Genomic DNA, 21,161 nt, shown 5'->3' on the forward strand with positions numbered 1-21,161 from the left:
ATTACTATATTTGCTTCTATTTTTTTAAATTTATTCTACCTTCTCTATAGGTTTCGAAACTAACAATATAACTTGAATCATTGTAGTTATTAATGATGTTTTTCTTTTATAAGCCATATATCTTCCATCCCAAGAATCACAATATTTTTCCTTAAATTTCTTTAGTCCTTGGAATGAGTAGAATTTATGCCCGTGTGAGTATACCTTAGCAGCTATCTTTTCACCTAAAAATGCATACTTTGATGTACCTACATTTGATAATGGAGCCATACCCATATTAAATCTTGAGTATCCATTTTCTTTTCCCCACTCAAATAGGTTAACAAACATAAAGTCCATTATTCCATTACAAGTTTCATGTGAAAAACGCATTAAGTCTATTGATAAAGTTTTGTGATCATCATACATTGGCATAAAGTTAGCAAATCCCTTTATTTCACCATCTTTATTTTTAACTACAGATATTGGATTTTTACTTAAATACTCTATATCGAAAAATCCTATTGAGAATCCTTTTTCTTGTCTTCCACATAACCATTCATCAGATACAGCTTTTATACTATCCATAAATTCATCACTGAAAGGAGGCTTTACCACTTCAAATGTGTACTCTTCTTTGCTAACCCTTGATATAGCATTTCTTACACTCTTCATTTTTCTTCCTTCTAATGTGAATTTATTTAAATTTACAGCTGCTTCTTCTCCTAATTTAAAGAACTCATATCCTGTTTCATGAAGGTATGGAATTAATTTATCATCTATAGCACAGAATGTTGGTATATATCCATATTTATCAGCTAACTCATAGAATTCCTGAATAGTGTCAAATATATTTTCATTATTCCCTACTGGATTTCCTAATATAAATATCTTGTTAGCATAAGTTTGATATTGTATTAAAACATCCTTATCTTTATTTATATAAACATACTTATCATTTAGATATATAAAATGTATTATAGATGTTCCACCAAATTTATTTAGTATATTTTCTACATCATCTTTACATTCTTCTAAGCTCATCTTAGGGAATTCATTTTTACCATTCTTATAATATATAATACATAAGAATAATATTGCTATTATAAATCCTGCTATACTTAAGAACATTACATTTGATGAAGCATTTGAAAATTGTATTTGATACTGAGTAAAAGGTATCTTTCCTACTTTACCATGAACACTTGCATAGAAAGTATATAAATATAATATTAAGAAAGATAGCAATATTATTACGTCTTGTATAAATATTCCCCAACGCATTACAAAGCTTTCTCTATAAAATTGCTTTTTACCAAGCCAAATTATAAGGCCTACTACTATTAAATACAATCCTCTACTATAATCTGTTCCTTGTGCAAAAGTTACTCCAATACATAAAGCAACTATTATTAAAGTTAGTTTATAAATATTTTTTGATTTATAAATCAATAATCTAGACATAGCTATAAGTAAAAATCCTAATACTATAGCAAATCTATCTGGTATATATATTATTGATAGATGTGAAACTCTACTTATTAAATTTATTTTGTTTACAACTTCAGGAATAGCTTCTGATATTAACAAGAAACTTCCTGTTAGTAGTACAATAAGCACTATACCTATATGAGCGATTTTAGATAGTATAGTCATTACTATATCTCTTATGTCATCATCTATAGTCTCCCACATTACATTTCCATATAATATTAGTCCTATAATTAATGGAACTATATAATACGAAATTCTATATAAGAATATGGCTAATAAAACTTTCTCTGATGGAACATTTAAAGCTTGTAATCCTAATATCATTGTTAAGTCAAAAGAACCAAGTCCTCCTGGTGATAAACTTACAATGGCCACTATAATTGCTAGTACAAATACCGGGAATAATTTCATAAATGATATATTTGCATCTAATACTAACATGATAGAGTATATTAAGACTATAGTTGTCAACCATTCTAATGCTGATATTCCCATTATAATTACCGCATCTTTAATATCTTTTCTATCTTCATCATTTCCCTTAGTAAACTTATATATGAAGTATATTGATATTGCCGGGAAATATACACTTATTATTAAAGTTAATATGCTTGTCCAATCATTTAACTTTAATGACTCAAAATTAGTGATGGCATATATGAAACTCACCATAGAGAAACCAGTTAAGTTTAAAGCTACTATTTTTGATATCTCTTTTACAAGCAACTTTTTGTCCTTAACATAATTACCATAAAAATTGCTCTTTAATGCTATAGCTGTGCTTCCTCCAAAACCAGCTATACTAGCAATCGAACTAGCTATCCATGAAAATTTATATAACTTCCTGTTATCTAAGTTTATATTCACCCTTCTTTTTAGTACAAAATCGTAAAGGCTCAAAGGAAGATATGAAATGATTCCTAAAAGTATTATTGTTATTGAGTTTGTAAATGTTAACTTATCTGCATATAGCTTAAACGTATTCATATCGAATGAAGAAACTACATTAATAAACTCTTTCATAACTACAACAAATATTACTAATGCTATTACATATTTTAATATATTTTTAAATTTAACTTTATTTATAATTATAATCTCCTCCTTTTATATTTATAATAATAAGGCTATTTTACCATACTTTGACACAACTTATCCTTACATTCTACTATATCTTATATAACAGATTTGTAAGAATTTGATTTTATTGTAATAAGTTTTGACTGGTAGTATATATTATTCTACAAAAATAAATAGATATTTAAAATCTATCTCTTTTTATTTTTTTGATAAAGTTCTTAGTACTATTGCTCTATATTATTAATAATGTTAAATGTTAATACTATTTGCTAATAATATAATTTTTAATGATAAATGCTTTATAGTTAACAATCTTTATAATAATTCCTTGCATAATTCTTGTAAATACTTTTCAAATCTTATATTATCTTCTTTTTTCCTTTTGGATGGACCTTTTACTCGAGCACCGGAGCTTCTTAATTTTTTTGATACGTGTCTTGTAAATAGTAATTGGTCTATATTTTCATTTGTATATACTCTTCCATTTTGATTTATTGGGTACCCTCCCTTTGAAAGTGCCATCGCAGCTAAACCATAATCTTGAGTTACTATTATATCTCCCTTATTTACTTTATTGACCAAAGAAAAATCTACTGAATCTCTTCCTTTCGATAAAATTATAGTTTCTACATTATATTTATCAAAGTTATGTGATGTATCACACATTATTAATACTTCTATATTAAACTTTTTAGCTACTTTTATTGTTATATCTACAACTGGGCATCCATCACCATCTATTAATATTTTCATAACTGTCCTCTTCTCTTTTATATCTAATACTACCCTATAGTATTTTACTCCATAACATTTATTATTTACAAAAAAATATGAACTAATTTTTAAATTAGTTCATATTTAAGCTAAAATATTTGTATGTACATCATAAATACTAAAAAAATTATTAATTATATTAAATTTATTATCTGTTTTTTATCTTCTATCTGCTTTGAGTTAAATATTGCTTTTATACTTACTGGATTCCCTCCTAATATATATATTTGCCCCATAAAATATATAGCTTCATCTATATCATGTGTTACAAATAAAACTGTTCTAGTTTCTTCTTTAAAAACATTTTCGAAAGCTTTCATAATGTCATTTTTATTTTTTATATCTATAGATTTAAAAGGTTCATCCATTATTATAAGCTTTGATGGCTTTGCAAATGCTCTAGCAATATTTACCCTTTGTCTGATTCCACCGCTTAAACTTTGAGGATAATAGTTTTCAAAATCTTGTACCCCCACCAAGTTTAAATATTTTTTGCAAATACCGTCTAACTCCTCTTTTCTATAGTCATTTTTTAGTATTAACTTCAGATTCTCCTTTACTGTTAACCACTCTACAAGCCTATCCTCTTGAAATATGTAACTTATACTATTTATATTTACACCTTCTATTTTTCCGCTATCTTTTTCTTCTATATTACTAATTATTTTTAGTAATGTAGTTTTTCCACATCCTGATTTCCCTACTATAGTATTTACTTTATTTTCCTTAAATGTGATATTAAAATCTTTAAATATAATTTTATCATCATATTTCTTATATAAATTTTTAACCTTTATATCCATATTACACTCTCCATTTAAAGGACTTCTTAGTTATAAACTTATTTAGTATATCTAAAACAAATGAAATTATTGCTATTATTATTATCCATGCAAATATAGCTTCTGTATTAAAGTTCATTTTTTCATATTGAATTACTGTTCCTATTCCGTACTTTGGTTGCCCGTGAACCTCTCCTGCTATAACCACTTTAAAAGCCAAAGAGAATGTAGACACTAATAAATTAGTAACTTGAAACTTTATTAATGGAAAGTAGATATATCTAAGTTTATCTATTTTTTTTACTTTATAAATGTCTGTCATTTCTATTATATTTTTATCAACTCCTAAAATAGAACTTAATACACCTTCATATAATATGGGGAAAACTATAAATATTCCAACTATAAAAGGTGCTTTGTCCTTATCAAACCATATAAGAGATAGTACTACTAAAACCATAGTTGGAATAGATGTAGATAAAGCATTTACAGGCTTTAATATGTTTTTAAATAAACTGCTTCCTGAAGAAACTATACCTAAAAATATTGCACTTATCAAAGCTAATAAAAAACTTACTATTGTCCTGTAAGCAGAGCTAAGCACATTTATAAAAAAATCTTCACTTTTAAATATGCTTATTATATTAGCTAGAACTACTTCTACAGTAGGTAAATATATCGGATTATCTATAAATATCGCTAATACTTCCCAAATTATAATTAGTAATATACAAGATGCAAGTATCTGTAATTTATCTTTCCATAAAAATTCCTTCATCTGGTATATTGCCTCCTAGCGACTTTGGATTTGAGTCGAATAGCTTTTTATAATAGTTTTTGTATATATCTTTGCTCTCTTCTATAGGTACAAATTTAAGATTTGCTCTTTCAATAGATTTTTCAATTATAGGCTTCTCTGTTGAAACTTCTATTTCTTCACAGTATGTTGCAAGTTCTGATGGATTATCATTTGCCCATTCTATCCCTTCTTTAACATTATCTAAAAATATGTTTGTAAAATCTTTATTTTCTTCTAAAAAACTCTTCTTAACTATAATAGTTGCTTGAGGATATCCATGTTCTGAATCTGCTATTTCTTTATATTCATCATTTAATCCTTTAAATATTTTTACATTTTCTTTTTTAGCCATAAGGGCACTAAGAGCTGGTTCTGGCACTATGGCTGTATTTTTTTTACCAGACACTATCATGGGTACTAATTCACTTGGTGAATTTACATAGCTAAAATTAACATCACCTTCAGTATTTAATCCCTTTTCAGATATTATATATTGTGCTGTTATATCCGGCGTTAGACCTTTTCCTATGTTCATAATAGTTTTTCCTTTTAAGTCTTCGTAATTATTTATATCTTCTGTTGAAACTATGTAAGATGAACCAAACCCTGTTGTTCCTGCTATTTGGTAATTCTTTGTTTTGTTATAGACTATAGATGCCATATTCGATGGTACTATAGCTATATCTGGTTCTTCTTTCATAACTGTTGTTGAAAGAGTTTCTGCCGTCTTTTCTATTGTATATTCAATTTCATAATTTACCTTTATTTCTGGTTTCTCTTTTATTAATTTAGCTATTGCTATTGTTGGTAGTCCATCTGGAGTTACTACTTTAACAACTTTCTTAGATATTTCTTCTTTACCTCCTTCTGATTTTTCTTGATCAATAGATGAACACCCTGACAATACCCCCATTGCTATTATTCCTGTTGATAAAATACTTATAAACTTTCTCATATCTAATCCCCCTTTTTATAAATTCTCTATAATACTTATTTATTCAAATAAATTATGTAAATTTTATTTAGTATTTAAAATTTTCTGTCTTTATATATTTTCTATCTTTATAATTAATTTACCTTTTATCATATTCTTTAGTTTATTAATTATTTACTAAGTAGTTTAGCAACTGTTAATTATTGTTTTTATTATTCTCAAAATTACGAAAATATAAGATTTCTAATTATTTTGTTTAGATTAATTTTAAAGTGGTATTTATATTAGAGTAGTTAAGATTTAATATATACTTAGGGAGATGAATTAAAGATGAAATCTTTAAAAGGAACTAAAACAGCACAAAATTTAATGAACGCATTTGCAGGAGAGTCAATGGCTAAGAACAAATATCAATTCTATGCTAAAATAGCTAGAAAAGAAGGATTTGCTCAAATAGGAGATATATTTGATGAAACTGCTCAAAATGAAGAAATGCATGGTAAAATATTCTTTAGATACTTATTAAATGATTTCACTGGAGAAGATGTTCAAGTAACAGGTTCTTACGGAATGGGTATGTCTAGTACTTTAGAAAACTTAAAAACAGCAGCAGCAGGAGAAAATGAAGAAGATACTCTTTACTTAAAATTCGCTGCAGATGCTAGAGAAGAAGGATTTGAAGAAATAGCTGCTTCTTTCACTCATATTCACACAATAGAAGCTCATCATAGAGATAGATTCTTAAGATTAGCTAAAAATATAGAAGAAAATAAAGTTTTCGAGAAACCAGAAGTTAAAGAATGGATATGTACAGTATGTGGATATGTTCACTCAGGAACAGAAGCTCCTCAAGTTTGTCCTGCTTGTAAACATCCACAAGGATATTATGAAATAAAAGCAGATAACTTCTAAATCTAAGTATATAAAAAAGGTTAAACACACATTTTCTATCAATAATGTGTATTTAACCTTTTTTATATTTCATAAATATTCACTTTCTATACTACTTTATATCGTTTATTCTAACACAAAAAAGCTAGGTAAAATACCTAGCTTTTTTGTGTTTAAAATCTATATACTATGCTTTTTTAACAACGCTAGACTTTAATTTCATAGCTCCAAAACCGTCTATTTTACACTCTATATCGTGTCCATCAGCTGCATCTGGAACTAAACGTATGCTCTTTACTTTTGTTCCTATTTTTATAGAAGATGAACTTCCCTTAACTTTAAGGTCTTTAACTACTGTTACAGCATCTCCATCCTTTAATACATTTCCATTTACGTCTTTTATTACAACTTCTTCTTCAACTGATTCTGCTGGATTCCATTCGTATGCACACTCTGGGCACACTAAAAGACTTCCATCTTCATATACATATTCTGAATTACATTTTGGGCAATTTGGTAAAGTTTCCATAATATTATTTCCTCCGTTCAATATAGTTAATATTTTTTCTCATAGGCTATATAATATCATAGTCTTCTCATATTGACAAATCTTCATACTAAATAGGTTCAAGGTTAGCATTTATCCTTGATAATGCAATTATTTATTAGACACTTAATACCGTCTATTTTAATATTTTCTTATAAACATTAAATGATTAATACTTTAAATCTCAAACTAATATAATTAAACATAGAATTGCTTAACTAATAAAAATATATTAATAATATGACTTAGCTTTACTAATTATCCTATTATATTTTTATTTATTAAAATTGTAATTTTTCTACCCTTGAAATAACAATTTGATAGTTAGGTAAATAATTTGGAGGATAGCAGTATGAAAAATATGATTTTTAATGTTTTATATAATACAATATTTCGTAATCATAATAAAGACAATATAAAAACAAAGTCAATAACATCAAGGCAAATTCCTTATGAAATTGAAGTTATCGCTGAAAATTTATATGTCCCTTGGGCTATAGATATAAGCAATGAAGGTAACATATATTTTACAGAAAGATCTGGCGCTATTAGAATTATTGAAGATGGGAAACTTAATTCGAAGCCACTCATCACATTTAGTTCTCCCTTTGTAAGTCAAGGAGAAGGAGGATTAATGGGTATTGCTCTAGACCCAAACTTTTCAAATAACCATTATATTTATGTTATGCATTCATATTTAGAAGCTAATCAAATCTATAATCGTGTTGTAAGATTAGTAGTAAACAATAATATAGCCTCTATTGACAAGGTTATTCTAGATAAAATCCCTGGAGGAAGTATTCATAATGGAGGAAGAATAAAAATAGGCCCAGATCAGAAATTATATATAACAACAGGAGATGCAGGCAATCCTGCATTGGCACAAGACCCTACAAGTACTGCTGGAAAAATACTTCGAATAGAGTTAAATGGAAGTATTCCTAAGGATAATCCAATTATTAACTCGCCTATTTTTAGCTTAGGTCATAGAAATCCTCAAGGCTTAGCATGGAATTCAAAAAATGTGTTGTATTCATCAGAGCATGGACAATCAGCGCACGACGAGATAAATATAATAAACCCAGGTGGCAATTATGGGTGGCCTATCGTTCAAGGAAATGAAGAATCTTCAGAAGTTATAACACAAAAACCTCTGATACATAGTGGAGAAGATACATGGGCACCCTCTGGTATTACATTCATAAATCAAGGACCATGGGAAGGAAAATTGCTCGTTGCTACTTTGCGTGGACAACAGCTGCTTGGTATCTCAATGAATGGAAAAGGAACAGTAGTTAAGAATGTAGAATCATGGTTGAAAAATGAGTATGGACGTTTGCGTGAAGTTGTCCAAGGAAAAGATGGTTCAATTTACCTTACAACAAGTAATAAAGATGGTAGAGGTAATCCTGATGTAAATGATGATAAAATTATCCGTCTCACTCCAAAATAAAGAACTAGTTTCTAAGTATACTGACTTATGGCATAATCAAATGATTTTCTAAATAATTAAAGTAATTAAAATATAAGAGCTTACTTTTAATTTATAAAAAATATAGAATAAATATAAAAAGGTCTATAAAATTTATTTTATAGACCTTTTTATATTTAATTTTCATTTTCTATATAATTATATTTTTAATCGCAATAAATTTTTATCTATTTCGGTAGAATTTATACTAAAGGTGCTTGAATTTGAGTAGTGAAAAGGAACCTATGAAAATGGTCATCAACAACAGTAGTTCTTCCAGATACCAAATGAATATGCTTATTAGTTCCTGGTATTGGAATTGCTGGCCCAGTTGTAACACATATTTGATGAAAATGATCAAAGAAGTCTGTATTGTCATTCTTAATTCTATGAACATGGTTTGTTCCACCATTTATTGGTATAGCCTCTCCTGTAACACCTGCAACTCTATGGTTATGTCTATCATCGCCTTCTTCAGCTAATTTAACACTTTCTGAGTATTCATGAACATGTGTCTGCATTTCATCTTCATTATGACAGTTGCAGCAGTTACAATTATGACAGTTCATATGTCTACATTCATCTTCATTATGACAGTTACAGCGATTATCTCTATGACAATTCATTCGTCTACCTTCATCTTCATTGTGACATCTCATACATTTAAAGCAGTTACCTCTATTACAATTATCTCTTCTACATCTATGATTTTGAAAACTCATTCTTTATCTCTCCTATTGTCTTATATTAAAAGATTCTTATAATAAATCTCTTAATATAAGATATAAATATTTGTCAATTTTGTTCCTATTTCTTGTAAAATTTACATAATCTACGTTTTTACGCACCATTATAATTTTTTATTTTTTAGTTAACAATTTCCCCTTCTCTCTTTATACTTCTTACTTTTTGATTAGATTTCATCAATATGTATTAATAGTTAATGCTTTAATAGTTAGATTATTATTAATCATAATGTTTAAGTCAAAACAAAAATTCTATTTAAAAATATTATCATCTTATATATTAAAGCATCATCATTCAACTTTATTTTTTAGAAGAATGATTTGCGAATTACTCTATCTATTCTAATTTTTTCATAAGTTATTGGTTAAAATAACATAAATATTAAATCTTTTAGCTAAAGGAGATATTTTATATGGACTTTTTTAGTGGTCAAGAAACACTTAGCACCATTGACTGGATACTTCGAGCTATTATTGCTTTTTTCTTTTTGATAGCTGTTGCAAAACTATTAGGGCAACGTTCTATTTCTCAATTAAGACTACTTGATTTTGCTATTACTTTAGTAATTGGTAATATTATTGCCCATCCATTATCTGATGAAAAACTTGGATTAGAGGGTTCCATCATTACAACACTTGTATTAGTTGTCCTATATATTGCTGGAATATTCGTCGTTCTTAGATTTCCATTTATCGGAAGAATTATTAATAGTTCGCCAATTACAATTGTTAAAAATGGTGAAATCCTTTATAGTGGATTAAAAAAAGCAAGAATATCAATTGATATATTATTAGAAGAGTTACGTGAAAAAAAAGTAGAAGATGTGAAAAAGGTAGCATTAGCAATTTGGGAGCCTAATGGTAAAATCTCTGTTTTTTTACGCCCAGAATACGAACCAATTACGCCTTCACATTTGTCTATGGAAATGGAGCCTTTTAATCTTCCAAAAACAATTATTAAAGAAGGTAAAATTAACTTCAATCAGCTAGAAGGACTTCATAAAGATGAAGGCTGGCTTGTATCTAAATTAGAAGATTTATATCAAGTTGAGGTGAAAAATGTTTTACTTGCTACACTCGATAATAAAGGTAACTTAAAAGTTTTTTTATATAAGTAATCTATTGAGGCATAAACATATCCATCTATATACAGATTAGTTTAAGCCTCTTTTATTATAAAAACTTCATTTATTTATGCTAACTGTACGGGTCTTATTTTTAGTATAAATGTACTTAATATCTTATAATCATTGTTTCAAAAATCTCCATGATTGTCCCTCAACCCAATTATACTAAGTAAAAGTTAATATATTAATTTTGAATCTTATTCTTAACTATCTAAATAAATTTTTTTTACTTAATAACTTAATAAAATCCTATATTGTTTTATATTTGTTATATATAAAAAACCGTATCATTTTTTGTGATACGGTTATCTATAATAATTTAAATGATATTATTTGCTTAAATTACTACTTTGATAAAATTTTTAGATGTATTTTAAGTTACATAGCTCTAGCAGGGAATATTGCATCTAAAATTCCAATAACTATAGCTGCCAATATTGCTCCGATAATAGTTACACCCATATCAGGAACTAAAAATTGTGCTAAATATATTATTATTGCTGCAATTATAAATCCTTTTATTCCTTTTCCAAAAGGAGATGCGTCAACTCCCATAAGCATTTCTGCTAAATAATCTAATCCAGATATTACAACTGCGGCTATTAAAAATGACCATATTCCATTGATTGAAAATCCTGGAGTTACAAATGATGTTATCATTAGAATAACTGCAACTAATATAAATCTTCCTATCCATCTTAATAAACTATTATCATTTCCTCTTTTTTCATTATTATCATGTGCCATATAAGCCACTCCTTTAATAAAATTTTATAATTACTTTTTGCTATTAAATCTTTACAAATAAATCTTCAGTATTTATTAAATAGTTCAATTTTAAATAATAAATATTTATTATTTTTACATTATAGTTATATATTTACCACTATATTAAATATTATTCCTTATAATATTGAAAAAACTTACAATTATGTTTTTATTATTATCTAAAACAATAAGCTTGTAGTTTTATGTTATACCTCCAAAGAAGGTTGTTTTTTATATTATTTACATATGGTGTTCTTCTGTCATTTTCTACCTCCATATTTATATTTAATATAAAAACAGTATAATTTTATACTAAATATATCAAAAAACCTTAGTTCACATGCATGCTACACTTCATATCATTTGTAATATACTTATAATATTTTCTAATCATATGAATATATTTGATTTATTTTTTCCTCTAATCAATTTATTATTAGTCTTGAAATAAAAATTTTTAAACAAAGAAAAAGCACCTCCTCTTATAAAGATTAGTGCTTTTTTACAATGGATTTTATTAATCCTACATATATATCTGATTTATAGTTAAATCTATCTATAGAATTTAATATATATTCTTTAGTTAATTGTTAATTGTAGTTATCTATCAAAATTACAAAAGTAACAAAAACAAAATCCACTTTTCCATCAGACGTATCTCTGCTAAAAATTCTTTATTTAGTAAGTCAAGATATAATGATAAAGTGGACTATAAGATATAGAAATTGGTTCTTTTATATTATATATAATTTATATTTCGTTAGCAGCATCATAAGCAGTTTTAATTGCATTTTCAATATCAGAGGCTTTATCTTTGCAATCACCTATTTTAACAACTTTAATATTATTTTCTAAAAGTTTATCAACATCAAAACTATTAGGTCTAGCACCAACTGCCATGACTACGTAATCACAAGGTATTTTAATTTCATTATTATTATTTTCACAAATTATATGTTCTTTATCTATTTTATTAACTTTATGATTAGTATAGATTTTAACGTTATTTTTATTGAAATTTTCCATTAGAGTTGGAAGTATCGTATTGCTTTCACCCTTAGCTATACTATTATCCATTTCAATTATAGAAACTTTATTTCCTCCTTGAAGACATAAGTGCTCAGCTACTTCACAGCCTACCATACCTCCACCAATTACAGCAATTCTACCAAATACTTGTTGTTCACCATTTAGGATTTTCCATGAATCACATACCATTTGCTTATTATAGCCATCTATACTTGGGATAACATTACTTGCTCCTACTGCAACTAATACAACATCTGGCTTTAAAGTTAATATATCTTCCTGAGTTACTTTTTTTCCAAGTCGTAATTCTACATTTTGAGAAATTACAGAATGTGTTAAAAATCTAATAGCTCTACGGATCTCATTTTTTCTAGGAGGAATACAAGCTAAATTTAATTGACCTCCTAAAGATGTATTTTCATCAAATAAAATAACATTATGACCTTTTAAACTTGCTACACGTGCAGCTTCAAGTCCTGCAGGTCCTCCTCCTACTATTATAACTTTTTTCTTAGTTATAGCTTCAGTGATTTTTCGAGTTCCTTCATATCCATTTTCAGCATTCAATACACAGCTTAAAAACTTACGGTTTTGAATATTATCGGTACACCCTTTATTACAACATATACATTCACGAATATCTTCTAATTTATTCTCTTTTACTTTATTGACCCAATCAGGATCTGCAAGTAGAATTCTACCAAGTCCAATTATATCTACCTTATTAGCTTCTAAAATACTTTCTGCCATTTTAGGATTAAATATTCGCCCAACAGTACTAACTGGAATGTTTACTGATTTTTTTATTTGATCAGCAATATCAACAAAGAATCCATAAGGCTGTACTCCCATTGGAGGAATAGTATCCGCCATATCACCAGTATGGTTGGCTTGAGCTACATGAAGCATATCAACTCCGGCTTCTTCTAACCATTTAGCAAATATAGGGGCTTCATCTAGATTTATTCCACCTTTACCTCTGTCAGGTGTAACAACTGAAAATTTATAATCAATAGGCATATTAGGAACCGCTTCTTTTAATGCCTTTACGAGTTGCAGGGCAAATCTTGTTCTGTTTTCTAGAGTTCCACCAAATTTATCATTTCTTTTATTTAATATAGTACTGCATAATGAACCTACTAATCTATCTCCATGTATTTGAATAATATCAACACCAGCTTTTTGAGCACGGATTGCACAATTACACATTTTATCTATAATATCTTTTAAGCCTTCCTCACTAACCTCATTAACAAAGTGTTTCATATCATGATGTAGTTTTTCTCTTACAGCTTTCATATCGCCACTAGCAACCATCTTATTTATAGCATCACAGTCATACTCTGGATAAAATATTTGAGCAGAAACTTTAGCTCCATATTTATGTATCGAATCACATAATTTTCTAAAACCATCTATTTGACTATCGTCATATAATTTAGGTGTAGGAGAGAATCCATTAATTGGAGAAACATCACCTACTACTATGTATGAAACACCACCTTTTGCTAATCTTTCATAAAATTCAATGCTTTGTGTAGTTATGCTACCATCTCTACCTTCATAACCTGTAGTCAATGGAGGAAACATAATTCTGTTTTTTAGTGTAATATTCCCTATATTAATAGTTTCTAAAAGTTTCATATAAATTCCCCCTAAATTTATTTATTATTAATTAGTTTACAGAAATTAATAATTGCATCTTCGCATTCGCTTTTAGCTTTTATATTTGCAAAATTATGGTCTCCACCCTCAATTTCTATGTATGTTGACTTATCACTGTTATAACAATTTAAATAAGCTTGACAAGTACGATTATCAACTAATTTATCTTCAGTACCTCTTATAATTAGGACGTCTTTGTCGTAACCCATAGCACTAGAGAATGGTTCATAGTTATATAAATCATAATTGAAATCAATATTAAATTTTAAACCTTCCATATTAGCATATTGTATAGATTTTGCTTTTAATTCATCAGCACGTTCTTTACAGCCATACCACATACCACCACCAGGACACATAAGAATTAGAGCTGTAGGTTGTAGTATTGGAGCGGCACAAGAAGCTACATATCCACCCATGCTATGACCAGATAATATGATTCTATCAGAAGTTGTTATTTTAGAATCAATTAGATAGTTATATATATCTATAGTGTCTTCTATAAGCCCAGTAAAAGTCATTTCTTCAAATTCCCCATCACTTTCACCACAACCATAAAAATCAAATCTAGCACAACCAAATCCATTAGAATCAAGTACTCTTGATAAATGAGTATGGGCATATTTATATCCTGATAAACTTCCTCCAAATCCATGAAGATTTAATACTATAAAAGGATTTTCTATATTATCAGGAAGAGTAAGTACTCCTCTTAATGTTTTACTTTTTCTATTTTTTATTTCTATTAATTTAATCATTGTTAATCTCCTGATACAGTTATATTTTAAGTATTTTTTATATTTTTTCTCTTTATTGATAATTCTTCTAACATTTCTTGAGTTTTCTTCTTACTTAAAGGATATATAAAGAATAATGCTAAGATTGCTATTATGTATCCTAATGAATAAATCCCTGTATACGCTTTCCAAAGATTTGAAGCAACTTCTGCAGTTTGAGTAGAAGCATGTACGTTGTATCCTATAAATGCAAGTATAAAACTACTTAAGCTTGCACTTAAAGCAGCAGCAAGTTTTCTAAAGAATGAATATGTAGAGTAAATTATACTTTCATTACGAGTACCAGTTTGTAACTCTTGATAATCTATTGAGTCATTTACCATAGCCCAAATTAGTATCTGGAAACCAGAAGCACCTATATAACAAATTCCATTGATTATTATAAAAGTTATAGGGTTATCTATTGGGAAGAAGTATAATACTCCATATACTATTGCAGCAAAACCAGCACCATACATACACCATTCTTTTTTACCAAATTTATTTGCAACAAATTTAGTACCAACAAATGTAATTATTGAATAAACTGTACTCAGCATTCCTGACACAGCCATGATTTTTACATTACCAAAATAATCTTTAAATAAATAAGTATTTAATCCATTAACGACACTAGCTGATATCATACCAACTAAACTAGCAATTATAACCCCTAATAAAGCTTTATTTTTTAAAATATTTTTTAATATTTCAAAGTAATTAAATTTTTCCTTTTCTATATGAGGTAACTCAATACGTTCTTTGCACCAGATAGATGTAACTTGTAAACAGAAAACGCTTACACAAGCACAAATAATAGCTAATAGTAAAAAGTTTGAAGGAACAGGTGCATTATCTTTATATAAAAATAGTGGACCAACGATAACTATGATAGTCATAAAAATAGTTCCGCCTAAACTTCTATATCTTGATAAATCTGTACGATGATTAATATCGTCTGTCATAACACTTGATAATGATCCAAATGGAACATTTACACAAGTATACATAGCTTCATATAGAACATAAGTAATTAAAATATAAGCTAGCTTTAAACCATAATTTAAATTAGAAACGTTTAAAAATCCAATACACATTAAGATTGCACATGGTATTGAGAATGTACGAATCCAAGGTATAAATTTTTTACCAGGCTTTGCTTTTCGAGAATCTATAATTGCTCCAATTATAGGGTCATTAATAGCATCCCAGAATTTTGTTATTAACATTATTGTACCTACATGAATAGGATTAACCTTTAGAACTAATGTATAAAATACTGTTAAAAACATAGCTCTAAATTGTTCTGTGCAGCAACACCCTAAGTCCCCAAGAGTATAACCGATCTTATCTTTCATTGAAAAATTTTGCATAAACTACCCCCCTGATATTGATAAGAAATAAATTATAAGTAGGTCCATAAAAAACCACCATATTTATTTGTATTTTTATTATCTCATATTGTAAAATAAAATTATATTCATATATTGATGTAATATTAACAAAAATTGATATATTGAATAAAACTTTCTGAAAAAGAGGGGTATTAATGATTGATAAAAAAGATTATTTTGTAAATGAAATTAAATTTAATAATATAAGAACTAAAAAAATTAAATCGAATAAATATTATAAAATATTATTTGTATTTTCAGGCGATTGTTATGTAAATCTAAAAAATAAATCTCAAGGATGTGGTGCTGATAATATTATCTTAATGAGCCCTAATAATAATATTGATATAGAACCTAGGTCAAAGCAATCTCTTATAATATATGAACTAGCAATTACAATAGGATTACTGGATAAATTATCAGATGAAGAAGTCGATTTAGTCAAAAGTTTTAATACTGTGCCTTTTGAATGTGCAGTAATAGATGCAAATACAGAAACTAATATGTTAATAAAAAATATATTAAGAAAGCTTGTTTACTTAAAAGAAGAAAATTATGAATTTGCTGATAATCTATATATTAAAAGTATGTTATCAATAGCTCTAGTTCTAATACTAAGATCATGTATATACGCAGAACCAAAACAAAAAATAAAAAAAAATAAAACATTTTTAATTGATGATATTTTTTCATATATTAATAACCACATTACAGAAGAAATTTCTCTTGATCGTCTTGAAAAAGAATTCTATGTTAGTAAATTTCATATATCAAGAGAATTCAAAAAAACTACAGGATTGACATTACACCGTTATATAATAAAAGCTAAATTAGATTTATGCAAAAAACTTATAGAAGAGGGAAAGGCTATAGTAGACATTGCACACATTTGTAAAATAGGAAGTTATAATAATTTATTCCGTGCTTTTAAAAAGGAATTTGGGATTACGCCGAAGGAATATTATAATGAAATAAAAAAATATAAATGATCTAGTTATTTAAAGTATTTTATAATAAGAAAGAGTGTGAGTAAGCGCTCTAAGATTAAATATATAAATAATAGTATTGGTAAAAGTAATATACTAGTATAGTTTGTAATGTGAATAAGTTTATAACAGAATCATTTTTATTCTGTCTATTATACTACAATAAATAATTTTTTTGGACAAAGGAAAAGAGTAGACTTAACTCTACTCTTCTAAAAACTTTATTAATGAATCTCCTAGAATCTTCGATATTTTAACAGGAACTACAATTTTAAAAACTATATTCCTTACTTATGATACGGTTCACCGTATCATAAGTAAGTGAGGTATATATACTAATATTTAAAATCTAAAAGTTTATTTTTCAATTGATTTTCAATATTTCTTAATTCTAATTCAGCTTCCCTACGTTTTTGACGTCCTTCTGTTTGTATATTAAGTATTTCATCAAGAGTTGAAATTAATGACTCATTTGTAGCTCTAAGGGTTTCAATATCAACAATTCCTCTTTCAGACTCTTTTGCAGTTTCTATAGTTGAAGTTTTTAAAATTTCTGCATTTTTACGTAAAAGTTCATTTGTCATATCTGTTACTTCTCTTTGAACCCTTGCAGCATTAGCAGCGTGAGCAACCCCAAGTGCTAAAACCATTTGATTTTTCCAAAGCGGAATAGTATTTATAATTGTAGATTGTATTTTTTCAGACATTAATGCATCATTATTTTGAATTAAACGAATTTGAGGAGCCATTTGTAAAGAAATCATTTTAGTTAATTCTAAATCGTGAATTTTCTTTTCAAATCTATTGCAAAGAGCCACAAAATCATTTAATTCTTGAGCATCCTGAGGATTACCACTATTTCTTGCTTTTTCTTGTAATTTAGGAAGTTCTTCCTTTTCTAGCTTTTGAAGTTTCTTTTTCCCAGCTAAGATATACATAGAAAGCTCTTTAAAATATACTTTATTTATTTCATACATCTTATCTAACATAGCAATATCTTTTAAAAGCTGTATTTGATGCGATTCAAGAACATTACACATTTTACCAATGTTTTTATCTACATTTTCATATTTTATTTTCATTTGGGAAATCTTATCCTTACCTTTTTTAAAGAAACCTAAAATTCCTTTTTTCTCTTCGGATTCTTCAAAGTTCTTTAATTCATGAACTACACTAGATAGTATTTCTCCAATTTCACCTAAATCTTTAGTTTTTACATTATTCAATGCTGACTGTGAAAAATCAGAAATTTTCTTTTGAGCACCTACCCCATATTGTAAAATAGAATTTGAATTATTTATATCTATTTTATCTACAAATTGATCAACCATTTTTTTTTCTTCTTCTGTAAGTTGGATTTCATCAATTCTTTCTTCTTCTATTTTTTCTTCTTTTACTTTTACATCAAGAACTTCATCTTGGAATGGTTGAAAAGTTAATTCTGGTTTTATATCAATAAACTCTTCTTTGAACTCATCACTCATTTTTAATGCCTCCCTTTTATTTAAAACTTACTTTTTAAAATCGTCTTCTGCTAATCCCTCTTGTTTAAATAATGTTTTAAGAACAGAAATATCTGTAGAAATATCTAAAACAACATCTTCAAATAAATCATCTAATAAATTTTCAAAAGCGTTATTAATAAGATCGATACTCTTTTCAATTTCCCTTTTAGCATTTTCTATATTGTCGCCTTGAACTAGTTGATTATTTATCTCTTTATATGAATTAATTAATTTTATAGTAATAGGAAGATAATGATTTATAAATTTATTAACTTCTTGTATCTTTTTAGGATTTTTTTCAACCTGATTAAGGATTTGGTTTGAAATGTTTCCTAATTTATCTAACTTTATAGCTATTTCTTCTTTATAAAGATCATTTCTTATATTTTTTATTTGTTCAATATAATTTCTTCCTATTTTAATTGTAGATTCTATTTCTTCTTTTTCTGAATCATATATTTCTTCATTTAATTTTTCATTATTACTTTCTTTAGCTATTTGTTGCTTTTTTAAATTTAAATAGTCAGTATAGACTTCATCATTTAACATAAAATAAGTTTTTTCTTCATCTATATGCCCTTGTAAGAACATACCTAAATCAATCATTTTACTTAGGTCTTTAAGAACAAAACTCTCTTTCTCTTTTGCAAATTTTGCTAAGTCTTTAATTAAGAAATAGCTATTATTGTCAATAAATCTTACATACTTCTTAAAACGTTTTACTCTTTTTCTTAAATTTATTCCTCTTACTAATAAGGCTACACTTACTGCAAGGAATAAGAATAGAACTCCCAAAATAATGTTGCTACCTAAGATAATCCCGCTGAAAAATGTATTAAATATTAAGAATGTCAACACTGAAGAACCAAAAACAAAACTTCCACAAGCTCCCAATAATATATAAAGTATTCCCGATATACTTCCAGCTGGTTTTTTATTGATATATCTTGATATATCATTTTTAGCTTTTTTATTTAAGCCTATATATTTTTCACTGTATCCATTAAGCTTTGATTTAAATTGATTTAAGGTATCCTCAGTTTTATCATTAATATCCTTTTTCAAATTAGCAAAATCTATTGCTTTAAGTGCATTGCTAACTGTAGACATAATTTGGTCTTCTAAATTAGAAAAATCCTTTTTATCCATTATTTTGCCTCCAGATTATTTTTTATTATAATTAACATAATTCTGGATATATACTATACCGTTATGTTAATATTTTAAGTTTATTATATCTTATAATTTAGCTAATTGTAACTGCTAACTTAAAAGGAATATAATAAACATATTTTATAAATACATTATTAATTATGATACAATACCTTTGCTAATAAAAATAGCCTCAGGTATTGATATGACTTACCTGAGGCTATGAACCTCACTTATTTGTGATACGGTTATACGTACCTTACTCTACGGAGCTTACTTTTATTTAATATTAAATGTACTTTTTGCATTTGCTATGTATATATTTTTAGGTTTATATAGTCCACTTATGGTGCATACCATAAAATACTTCTTCATGTAATATGTTTTATGAGTATATTTTCAATAATTGTTCTATTTCATTTTTAATTTCATCAAAACTATATTTTCTAGAATTCTCTAACCTAATTCTTAATTTAGTTTCATCTAGTCCCATAGACTCACTTATAAAGCTCATAAAACCTCTAACTTTTCTATCAACTTCTAAAAGTATATCCACATGAGTATTTGTAGGTATAAAAACTAGTTCTAATTCGTCTAGTCTACCTCTAAAATTACCTCTAGTTGGTATAAATTCAAATTCTTGAACAAAATTAAACCCATTTAATTTAGCTGGACAATATTCATTTTCAACCTCTCTAAGAGAAAAACCTAACTCTAATATAGCGTCTATAACATTTTGCATATAATCGTTAAATCCTACATTTATATAATCTCTATCTGATGTATCTTTCCCACTTTTTATATCTAAATAAGTTGATATCCATACTTGTGATTTATGTATAGTAACAGGTACTCTCTTATATAAAATAAAGCTAAATTTAACTTCATATGTTTCATCAGGAAGTATACTTTTATCTATTTTTATAATATGCTCTTGAATACGTTGTACTTGATTTATAATTTTATCATCGACTTCTTGTTTATAGCTAGTGTAAACACCTATAGAAATATCATTTATATGTTGCTCAATATTACCACCTTTTATTTTACAAATACCTTCAATTCTTTTTCCTGGCATTATATTTTTAGTGTAAATTATTGTATCTATTCTTGCACCACCTAAACCAAATGCTGATGCCATAACTTTGTTGAATATTCCCATGTCATACCTCCATATTTTTTATATTTTGACATCTTTATTTTATAGTAAATTATTTTAATTTTCAAATAATATAAATAGCAAAATATGGTTAATCACTTTA

General features: G+C 27.1%; 18 protein-coding genes. 4 read left to right on the plus strand and 14 right to left on the minus strand.

Going from position 1 to position 21,161, the window contains the following annotated elements; all coding sequences use genetic code 11:
- Positions 1 to 30 precede the first annotated feature (30 nt).
- The 5 genes from mprF to I4U89_RS12960 all read right to left on the minus strand — a co-directional run bounded on the left by mprF (position 31) and on the right by I4U89_RS12960 (position 5,863).
- Positions 31 to 2,571 (minus strand): bifunctional lysylphosphatidylglycerol flippase/synthetase MprF, encoded by a 2,541-nt coding sequence (gene mprF, locus I4U89_RS12940; protein ID WP_330615570.1) that lies wholly within the window; start codon positions 2,569 to 2,571, stop codon positions 31 to 33.
- Positions 2,572 to 2,868: 297 nt separating this feature from the next.
- A complete protein-coding gene (locus tag I4U89_RS12945) occupies positions 2,869 to 3,306 on the minus strand; it encodes a YaiI/YqxD family protein (protein ID WP_195940758.1) in 438 nt (145 codons plus the stop codon).
- A 155-nt stretch (positions 3,307 to 3,461) separates the two neighbouring features.
- On the minus strand, positions 3,462 to 4,130 hold the full coding sequence (locus I4U89_RS12950; RefSeq protein ID WP_195940759.1) for an ABC transporter ATP-binding protein: 669 nt from the start codon (positions 4,128 to 4,130) through the stop codon (positions 3,462 to 3,464).
- Position 4,131: 1 nt separating this feature from the next.
- Positions 4,132 to 4,887 carry an ABC transporter permease gene (locus tag I4U89_RS12955; RefSeq protein WP_195940760.1) on the minus strand — a complete coding sequence of 252 codons (756 nt, stop codon included), beginning with the start codon at positions 4,885 to 4,887 and terminating at the stop codon, positions 4,132 to 4,134.
- Positions 4,862 to 5,863 carry an ABC transporter substrate-binding protein gene (locus I4U89_RS12960; RefSeq protein WP_195940761.1) on the minus strand — a complete coding sequence of 334 codons (1,002 nt, stop codon included), beginning with the start codon at positions 5,861 to 5,863 and terminating at the stop codon, positions 4,862 to 4,864. The genes I4U89_RS12955 and I4U89_RS12960 overlap by 26 nt, the downstream gene beginning before the upstream one ends.
- A 309-nt stretch (positions 5,864 to 6,172) precedes the next feature.
- Here I4U89_RS12960 and rbr point away from each other — a divergent pair, with 309 nt between their 5' ends.
- Complete coding sequence (rbr, locus tag I4U89_RS12965; RefSeq protein WP_195940762.1) at positions 6,173 to 6,754, plus strand: rubrerythrin; 582 nt, start codon at positions 6,173 to 6,175, stop codon at positions 6,752 to 6,754.
- 166 nt (positions 6,755 to 6,920) lie between these two features.
- Here rbr and I4U89_RS12970 read toward each other — a convergent pair whose 3' ends face one another.
- The gene (locus I4U89_RS12970) at positions 6,921 to 7,262 is read right to left on the minus strand and encodes a zinc ribbon domain-containing protein YjdM (RefSeq protein WP_195581689.1); all 342 of its coding nucleotides are present in this window, start codon (positions 7,260 to 7,262) and stop codon (positions 6,921 to 6,923) included.
- Positions 7,263 to 7,641: 379 nt separating this feature from the next.
- On the opposite strand from I4U89_RS12970, the gene I4U89_RS12975 reads away from it, so the two are divergent.
- Positions 7,642 to 8,733: a PQQ-dependent sugar dehydrogenase gene (locus tag I4U89_RS12975; protein ID WP_330615571.1), complete on the plus strand. Its 1,092-nt coding sequence runs from the start codon at positions 7,642 to 7,644 to the stop codon at positions 8,731 to 8,733.
- Between the two features lie 221 nt (positions 8,734 to 8,954).
- Here I4U89_RS12975 and I4U89_RS12980 read toward each other — a convergent pair whose 3' ends face one another.
- Positions 8,955 to 9,473, minus strand: a complete 519-nt coding sequence (locus tag I4U89_RS12980) for a YmaF family protein (RefSeq protein ID WP_330615568.1) — start codon at positions 9,471 to 9,473, stop codon at positions 8,955 to 8,957.
- Between the two features lie 437 nt (positions 9,474 to 9,910).
- Between I4U89_RS12980 and I4U89_RS12985 the strand changes: the two genes are divergently transcribed.
- Positions 9,911 to 10,615, plus strand: coding sequence for a DUF421 domain-containing protein (locus I4U89_RS12985; protein ID WP_195940764.1), 705 nt, complete (start codon positions 9,911 to 9,913; stop codon positions 10,613 to 10,615).
- Between the two features lie 387 nt (positions 10,616 to 11,002).
- Here I4U89_RS12985 and I4U89_RS12990 read toward each other — a convergent pair whose 3' ends face one another.
- From I4U89_RS12990 to I4U89_RS13005, 4 genes are all read right to left on the minus strand, one after another.
- Positions 11,003 to 11,371: a phage holin family protein gene (locus tag I4U89_RS12990; RefSeq protein ID WP_195940765.1), complete on the minus strand. Its 369-nt coding sequence runs from the start codon at positions 11,369 to 11,371 to the stop codon at positions 11,003 to 11,005.
- 771 nt (positions 11,372 to 12,142) lie between these two features.
- Positions 12,143 to 14,065, minus strand: coding sequence for a bilirubin reductase, long form (gene bilR / locus I4U89_RS12995; RefSeq protein WP_195940766.1), 1,923 nt, complete (start codon positions 14,063 to 14,065; stop codon positions 12,143 to 12,145).
- Between the two features lie 17 nt (positions 14,066 to 14,082).
- Positions 14,083 to 14,844 (minus strand): alpha/beta hydrolase, encoded by a 762-nt coding sequence (locus I4U89_RS13000; RefSeq protein WP_195940767.1) that lies wholly within the window; start codon positions 14,842 to 14,844, stop codon positions 14,083 to 14,085.
- Between the two features lie 26 nt (positions 14,845 to 14,870).
- Positions 14,871 to 16,235 carry an MFS transporter gene (locus I4U89_RS13005; RefSeq protein ID WP_195940768.1) on the minus strand — a complete coding sequence of 455 codons (1,365 nt, stop codon included), beginning with the start codon at positions 16,233 to 16,235 and terminating at the stop codon, positions 14,871 to 14,873.
- A 176-nt stretch (positions 16,236 to 16,411) separates the two neighbouring features.
- Between I4U89_RS13005 and I4U89_RS13010 the strand changes: the two genes are divergently transcribed.
- Positions 16,412 to 17,245: a helix-turn-helix transcriptional regulator gene (locus I4U89_RS13010; protein ID WP_195940769.1), complete on the plus strand. Its 834-nt coding sequence runs from the start codon at positions 16,412 to 16,414 to the stop codon at positions 17,243 to 17,245.
- 332 nt (positions 17,246 to 17,577) lie between these two features.
- Here I4U89_RS13010 and I4U89_RS13015 read toward each other — a convergent pair whose 3' ends face one another.
- The 3 genes from I4U89_RS13015 to I4U89_RS13025 form a co-directional block, all read right to left on the minus strand.
- On the minus strand, positions 17,578 to 18,726 hold the full coding sequence (locus tag I4U89_RS13015) for a toxic anion resistance protein (protein WP_195940770.1): 1,149 nt from the start codon (positions 18,724 to 18,726) through the stop codon (positions 17,578 to 17,580).
- A gap of 27 nt (positions 18,727 to 18,753) precedes the next feature.
- Entirely contained in the window at positions 18,754 to 19,896 is a 1,143-nt protein-coding gene (locus I4U89_RS13020; RefSeq protein WP_195940771.1) for a 5-bromo-4-chloroindolyl phosphate hydrolysis family protein, read from the minus strand.
- A gap of 388 nt (positions 19,897 to 20,284) precedes the next feature.
- Positions 20,285 to 21,061: a sporulation protein gene (locus tag I4U89_RS13025; RefSeq protein WP_195940772.1), complete on the minus strand. Its 777-nt coding sequence runs from the start codon at positions 21,059 to 21,061 to the stop codon at positions 20,285 to 20,287.
- Positions 21,062 to 21,161: the final 100 nt, after the last annotated feature.

The sequence above is a fragment of the Romboutsia sp. 1001713B170131_170501_G6 genome, from assembly GCF_015668195.1.
In the GTDB taxonomy this organism is placed as follows: domain Bacteria; phylum Bacillota; class Clostridia; order Peptostreptococcales; family Peptostreptococcaceae; genus Romboutsia_C.

Coding starts and splice junctions, on each gene's coding strand:
- I4U89_RS12945 (WP_195940758.1), bottom strand. CDS start 3,306: ATGAAAATATTAATAGATGGTGATGGATGCCCAGTTGTAGATATAACA.
- I4U89_RS12950 (WP_195940759.1), bottom strand. CDS start 4,130: ATGGATATAAAGGTTAAAAATTTATATAAGAAATATGATGATAAAATT.
- I4U89_RS12955 (WP_195940760.1), bottom strand. CDS start 4,887: ATGAAGGAATTTTTATGGAAAGATAAATTACAGATACTTGCATCTTGT.
- I4U89_RS12960 (WP_195940761.1), bottom strand. CDS start 5,863: ATGAGAAAGTTTATAAGTATTTTATCAACAGGAATAATAGCAATGGGG.
- rbr (WP_195940762.1), top strand. CDS start 6,173: ATGAAATCTTTAAAAGGAACTAAAACAGCACAAAATTTAATGAACGCA.
- I4U89_RS12970 (WP_195581689.1), bottom strand. CDS start 7,262: ATGGAAACTTTACCAAATTGCCCAAAATGTAATTCAGAATATGTATAT.
- I4U89_RS12975 (WP_330615571.1), top strand. CDS start 7,642: ATGATTTTTAATGTTTTATATAATACAATATTTCGTAATCATAATAAA.
- I4U89_RS12980 (WP_330615568.1), bottom strand. CDS start 9,473: ATGAGTTTTCAAAATCATAGATGTAGAAGAGATAATTGTAATAGAGGT.
- I4U89_RS12985 (WP_195940764.1), top strand. CDS start 9,911: ATGGACTTTTTTAGTGGTCAAGAAACACTTAGCACCATTGACTGGATA.
- I4U89_RS12990 (WP_195940765.1), bottom strand. CDS start 11,371: ATGGCACATGATAATAATGAAAAAAGAGGAAATGATAATAGTTTATTA.
- bilR (WP_195940766.1), bottom strand. CDS start 14,065: ATGAAACTTTTAGAAACTATTAATATAGGGAATATTACACTAAAAAAC.
- I4U89_RS13000 (WP_195940767.1), bottom strand. CDS start 14,844: ATGATTAAATTAATAGAAATAAAAAATAGAAAAAGTAAAACATTAAGA.
- I4U89_RS13005 (WP_195940768.1), bottom strand. CDS start 16,235: ATGCAAAATTTTTCAATGAAAGATAAGATCGGTTATACTCTTGGGGAC.
- I4U89_RS13010 (WP_195940769.1), top strand. CDS start 16,412: ATGATTGATAAAAAAGATTATTTTGTAAATGAAATTAAATTTAATAAT.
- I4U89_RS13015 (WP_195940770.1), bottom strand. CDS start 18,726: ATGAGTGATGAGTTCAAAGAAGAGTTTATTGATATAAAACCAGAATTA.
- I4U89_RS13020 (WP_195940771.1), bottom strand. CDS start 19,896: ATGGATAAAAAGGATTTTTCTAATTTAGAAGACCAAATTATGTCTACA.
- I4U89_RS13025 (WP_195940772.1), bottom strand. CDS start 21,061: ATGGGAATATTCAACAAAGTTATGGCATCAGCATTTGGTTTAGGTGGT.